The sequence below is a fragment of the Novacetimonas hansenii JCM 7643 genome (assembly GCF_000964405.1).
Taxonomy (GTDB): Bacteria; Pseudomonadota; Alphaproteobacteria; order Acetobacterales; family Acetobacteraceae; genus Novacetimonas; species Novacetimonas hansenii.
Genome location: NZ_BANE01000099.1, coordinates 1 through 5,131, shown reverse-complemented (window position 1 = coordinate 5,131; position 5,131 = coordinate 1). Strand labels below are relative to the sequence as shown.

At 61.3% G+C, this 5,131-nt stretch carries 4 protein-coding genes; 3 read left to right on the top strand and 1 reads right to left on the bottom strand.

The window, feature by feature from the left end:
- Positions 1–411: 411 nt before the first annotated feature.
- Positions 412–888 (bottom strand): bactofilin family protein, encoded by a 477-nt coding sequence (locus B7G66_RS08110; RefSeq protein WP_003621992.1) that lies wholly within the window; start codon positions 886–888, stop codon positions 412–414.
- A gap of 389 nt (positions 889–1,277) precedes the next feature.
- Here B7G66_RS08110 and B7G66_RS08105 point away from each other — a divergent pair, with 389 nt between their 5' ends.
- The 3 genes from B7G66_RS08105 (at position 1,278) to B7G66_RS08095 (ending at position 4,804) form a co-directional block, all read left to right on the top strand.
- Entirely contained in the window at positions 1,278–2,300 is a 1,023-nt protein-coding gene (locus B7G66_RS08105) for an adenosine kinase (RefSeq protein ID WP_003621993.1), read from the top strand.
- Positions 2,301–2,489: 189 nt separating this feature from the next.
- Entirely contained in the window at positions 2,490–4,313 is a 1,824-nt protein-coding gene (typA, locus tag B7G66_RS08100) for a translational GTPase TypA (protein WP_003621994.1), read from the top strand.
- Between the two features lie 230 nt (positions 4,314–4,543).
- Positions 4,544–4,804: a hypothetical protein gene (locus tag B7G66_RS08095; protein ID WP_003621995.1), complete on the top strand. Its 261-nt coding sequence runs from the start codon at positions 4,544–4,546 to the stop codon at positions 4,802–4,804.
- Positions 4,805–5,131: the final 327 nt, after the last annotated feature.

The window sequence follows — 5,131 nt, the reverse complement described above, 5'->3', positions numbered from 1 at the left end:
AAACCTTTATAATTTCAGGATGTTATCAAGCCTGACTTTTCAAATAGTCTCTTGGCGCATTAAAGCGTGCCGCCTGAAGCAACACATGTTTTTTGGGAAGGCTTTTTTCAAAAGCTTTGCCCGGACATGCTGTTCACAAGAAGATTCTGGTCGCGGGCTTCACCATAAATCCTGCCACCCGATAGGATCGGGCCTGTCGTTCCAGACCGTTCCCATGTGGCCACATCCTGTGGAAGTGGGACACGGCATGAAAAAGCCGCCGGAACATCATGTTCCCGGCGGCTTTTTTCATGGGACATTTCTGTATCATGCCCCTGCATGGGGCATCGCCCCACCCGGCCGTGACACCCGTGATGTGCGGCGCACGGGCCAGCGGGCATCATGGTCGGGGGAGCAGCCCTGTCTTGTCGATCAGGGGGTCGGCGGCTTTTCCACCGGGGCGGCGGGGGCCGGTGCGGGGGCGGCAGGGGCCGCGGGCGCGGTGATCATTTCCAACTGTCCCGAAACCTGGCCACCATCTTCAACCTTCAGGCGGCGGCATTTTGCCGTGCCGAGCAGGCGTCCGGTGGACCGGATCGTCAGCCCGCCACGTACCGTCAGCGTACCGTCGATGGTCCCTGCAAGTTCCGCGTCCTCGACCTCGACCTCGCCCTTGAACACGCCGCCATCCGCGATCTGCAGTTCGGTGGCGTTGATCATGGAAGACTCGACCATGCCTTCCACGACCAGGCGTTCGGCGTCCTTGATGGTGCCCTGGACGCTGATGCCACGGCCAACGACCAGCGTGCGGCGGTCATTGTCCTTTTTCGCACCGGTCGCGGGCATGCCCGGACGTGTGGCGCTGGCGGGCGTGGCATTGGGGGTCTGGTTGAAGGGCGGACGGGCCATCGGCGCGTTTTCCTTGTTGGCTGGTGTGGAAGAAGGCGCTGGGCGCGCGGCTTGCGGAGTGGCTGCCTGAGGCTGCGCGGGCGGCTTGGCCTCTTCTGGCTTACGACGTCTGAACAATATTACCCCGCTTCATCTGGCTGTATCCGGTGCTGGGAATAGTCTGGATCACTCTTCGCTCGGGCAGGTTCCTGCTCTTGTTTTGGTTATACGCGTGCATGTCCCTGCGACAAGGGCATACGTCGCGCGGCAATGGTGAAAAGCATGCCGCCATTGCGGTTTTCCTGCCCCGGTGATAGCGAATGCGCAACTTAGTCATACGCAATATTGGTCATTTCATGGCGATGTGCGCACGATGACGCCATGCAATGCGCTAAAGAGGGGACGGACAGGTGGAAAAGAACACGGAAAATTCGGGGCAGGCCTCTGAATGCAGGTTTGACATCCTTGGGATCGGCAATGCGATTGTCGATATCCTCGCCCCCGTGGAACCTTCCTTCCTGGCCGCCAATGACATGACGCCCGGCGGCATGATGCTGGTTGATGCCGTGCGTGCGCAGGAACTTGGCCGCGCGATCCGCCGTGAAAAGGAAATGGGCGGCGGGTCGGCCGCCAATACCTGCGTCGTGGCGTCGAACATGGGCGCGCGCGTCGCCTATCTGGGCAAGGTCGCGGACGATGCGACGGGCCGGGCCTTTGCCGCCGATATGCAGGCGGCGGGCGTGTATTTTCCGTCTTCCCCGCTCAAGGGGCATGAGGCGGAGCAGCAGCCAACCGCAAGCTGCCTGATCCTTGTCACCCCTGACGGACAGCGCACGATGAACACCTATCTTGGCGCCTGCGTGTCGTTCGGCCCCGACGACGTGCTGCCCGATGTGGTGGCCTCCTCCAAGGTGACTTATATGGAAGGCTACCTGTTTGACCGGCCGGAGGCACAGGCCGCATTCCGCCGTGCGGCCGAAATCGCCCACGCGGCGGGCCGCCGGGTTGCGCTGTCGCTGTCGGATGCGTTCTGTGTGGACCGCCACCGCGACGCGTTCCTTGACCTCGTGCGTGGGCATGTCGATATCCTGTTCGCCAATGAGGTGGAGATCCTCTCGCTTTATCAGGTCACGGAATTCGATGATGCCCTGCGCCATGTCGCGGCTGATACGCATTTCGCCGTCCTGACCCGCAGCGAGAAAGGCAGCGTGATCGTGCAGGACAAGCAGCAGATCACCATCGACAGCGTGCGCACGCAGGTCGTGGATACCACCGGGGCGGGCGATGCCTATGCCGCGGGCTTTCTGGCGGGATGGACGTCGGGGCGGCAACTGTCCGAATGCGGTCGCCTTGGCAGTGTCGCGGCGTCCGAAGTGATCTCCCACTATGGCGCGCGTCCGCTGATCAATATGCGTCAGGATATGGGGTTCTGATCGCGCGCAGGACAGAATTCATCACCGACATGCGCGGATGACGTGAAGTTTCACGTGCAATCCGCGCCAGTCCCCTCTATCTACGCCACAGCACCAAACAATGCCGCCATGTCGCTCGGGCCTGAACTGCCCGCACGGGCGGCGCGCCCTCTTTGGCGCCCCCGCAAGGAAAGTCAGGTTACAACCGTTATGGATATCCGTAATATCGCCATCATCGCGCACGTCGATCATGGCAAGACCACGCTGGTTGACCAGCTTCTGAAACAGTCCGGCTCGTTCCGTGACAACCAGCACGTCGCCGAACGCGCGATGGACAGCAATGACCTGGAGCGTGAGCGCGGCATCACCATCCTGGCGAAATGCACGTCCGTCGTGTGGAAGGACACACGCATCAACATCATCGACACCCCGGGCCATGCGGATTTCGGTGGTGAGGTGGAACGCATCCTGAGCATGGTGGACGGCGCGGTCGTGCTGGTCGATTCCGCCGAAGGCGCACTGCCGCAGACGAAGTTCGTCGTGGGCAAGGCGCTGGCCCGTGGCCTGCGTCCGATCGTGGTGGTCAACAAGATCGACCGCGGCGATGCCCGTCCCGACGAAGTGCATAACGAGATTTTCGACCTGTTCGCCGCCCTTGGCGCGAATGACGAGCAGCTTGATTTCCCGATGCTCTATGCCTCTGGCCGTCAGGGCTGGGCCGATCTGGAAATCGACGGCCCGCGCAAGGACCTTTCCCCGCTGTTCGACCTGATCCTGCGCCATGTCCCGGCGCCGAAGGTGAACAAGGACGCGCCGTTCGCGATGGTCGCCACCATCCTGGAAAACGACAACTTCCTTGGCCGCGTGCTGACAGGCCGGGTGGAGCAGGGCTCTGCAAAGATGAACATGCCGGTGCATGTCCTGCGCCCCGATGGTTCGGTCGTGGAAACCGGTCGCCTGACAAAGCTGCTGTCGTTCCGTGGGCTGGACCGCGTGCCGGTGGAGGAAGTCGAGGCTGGTGACATCGTGGCCGTGGCCGGCCTGTCGGAAGCGACGATTCCCGAAACCATCGCAGCCCTTGAGGTGAAGGAACCGCTGGCCTCCACCCCGGTTGACCCGCCGACGCTGTCGATGACCTTCCGCCTCAATGACGGCCCGCTTGGCGGTCGCGAAGGCAAGAAGGTCACATCACGCCAGATCCGTGACCGCCTGTTCAAGGAAACCGAAGGCAACATTGCCATCCGCGTATCCGAAAGCCCCGAGAGCGAGGCCTTCGAGGTTGCGGGCCGTGGCGAACTGCAGCTTGGCGTCCTGATCGAGCAGATGCGCCGCGAAGGCTTCGAGCTGACGATCGGCCGTCCCCGCGTGCTGTTCCGCACGAACGAGGAAACCGGCGAGCGTGAAGAGCCGTTCGAAGAAGTCCTGATCGACGTGGACGAGCCGTATTCCGGCGTCGTGGTCGAAAAGATGGCGCTGCGCAAGGGGCTGATGCAGGACATGCAGCCGTCGGGCGGCGGCAAGGTGCGCCTGACGTTCCAGATCCCGTCACGCGGGCTGATTGGCTATCACGGTGAATTCCTGACCGATACGCGTGGTTCAGGCATCATGAACCGCCTGTTCTCCGGCTATCAGCCCTATGTCGGGCCGATTGCGGGGCGGCGTAACGGTTCGCTGATCTCGTCCGAGGACGGGGCCACGACACAGTATTCGCTGTTCTCGCTCCAGGATCGCGGCACGCTGTTCGTCGATGCGGGTGAAAAGGTCTATGTCGGCATGATCATCGGGGAGCATTCGCGTGAGAATGACCTTGAGGTGAACCCGATCCGTGAAAAGAAGCTGACCAACATCCGTGCCGCAGGCAAGGACGAGGCCCTGCTGCTGATTCCGCCGCGCAAGATGAACCTGGAACAGGCCATCGCGTATATCGAGGATGACGAACTGGTGGAGGTTACGCCCTCGGCCGTGCGTATCCGCAAGCGTTACCTCGACCCGCATGAGCGCAAGAAGCGTGAGCGTTCAGGCACGGTGGACTGATACCACCCCCTGTCCGCCAGTCCCCCCGCAATCATTCGTAATGTTTTAACGGTTGTGATTGCGGTGGGAATGCGGCAGTTATGAGGCTTGGTCGGAAGATTTAATTTTTTTAATCCGAGACTTGAACTGCTGACGCGTGTTACACCGTTAGTGTGTCGAATCGGGCTGGTGTCGTTGCCGGTCCGGCGGAGGCATTGGGATTTTATCCCGAGTGTTGGAGATAAGAGTTCATGATCGTTTCGACCCGTCGTTTCCTGGCCGCCCTGTCCGCAGTTGCCGTGATGGGGGTTGCTTCCCCCCTGATGGCGCAGACCACGCCCGCCGAACCCACCGCCCCGGCCGTTTCCGCACCGGAACATGCGCCTGACGCCGCGGGTGACGCAGCCGCCACTGGCGAAAAGAAGGCCACGCATCATGGCCATCACCATGGTGGCAAGCATCACGGCAAGAAGAAGGCCGCCGAGGCCGAAGCTCCTGCCGCTGCGCAGTAATGTCGCGGGTGCGTCGGCCTGACGGTCGGCGCGCCATGCGTGCATGACGCACGAAAACGGGGTCCGGGTCATCCGGGCCCCGTTTTTTATTGCCCGCAACGCAATGCACGCGCCAATGGTGAATTAGTGGCGAATAGTGTGGCCTGCGTCCTTCATGGCCGTAACAGGTCGCGGTCATGAGGGCAGTTTGGAAAGACGGAACCGCCAAACAGCCTGAGTGAGTGTTTGAAAACAACACATTGATAAAAAAGAAAAGTTTTGGGGTGCTGCCTTGTTTCAAAAGGGCGGCGTCTTCTGAAGCTTTTTGGAAAAAGCTTCACCAAAAAC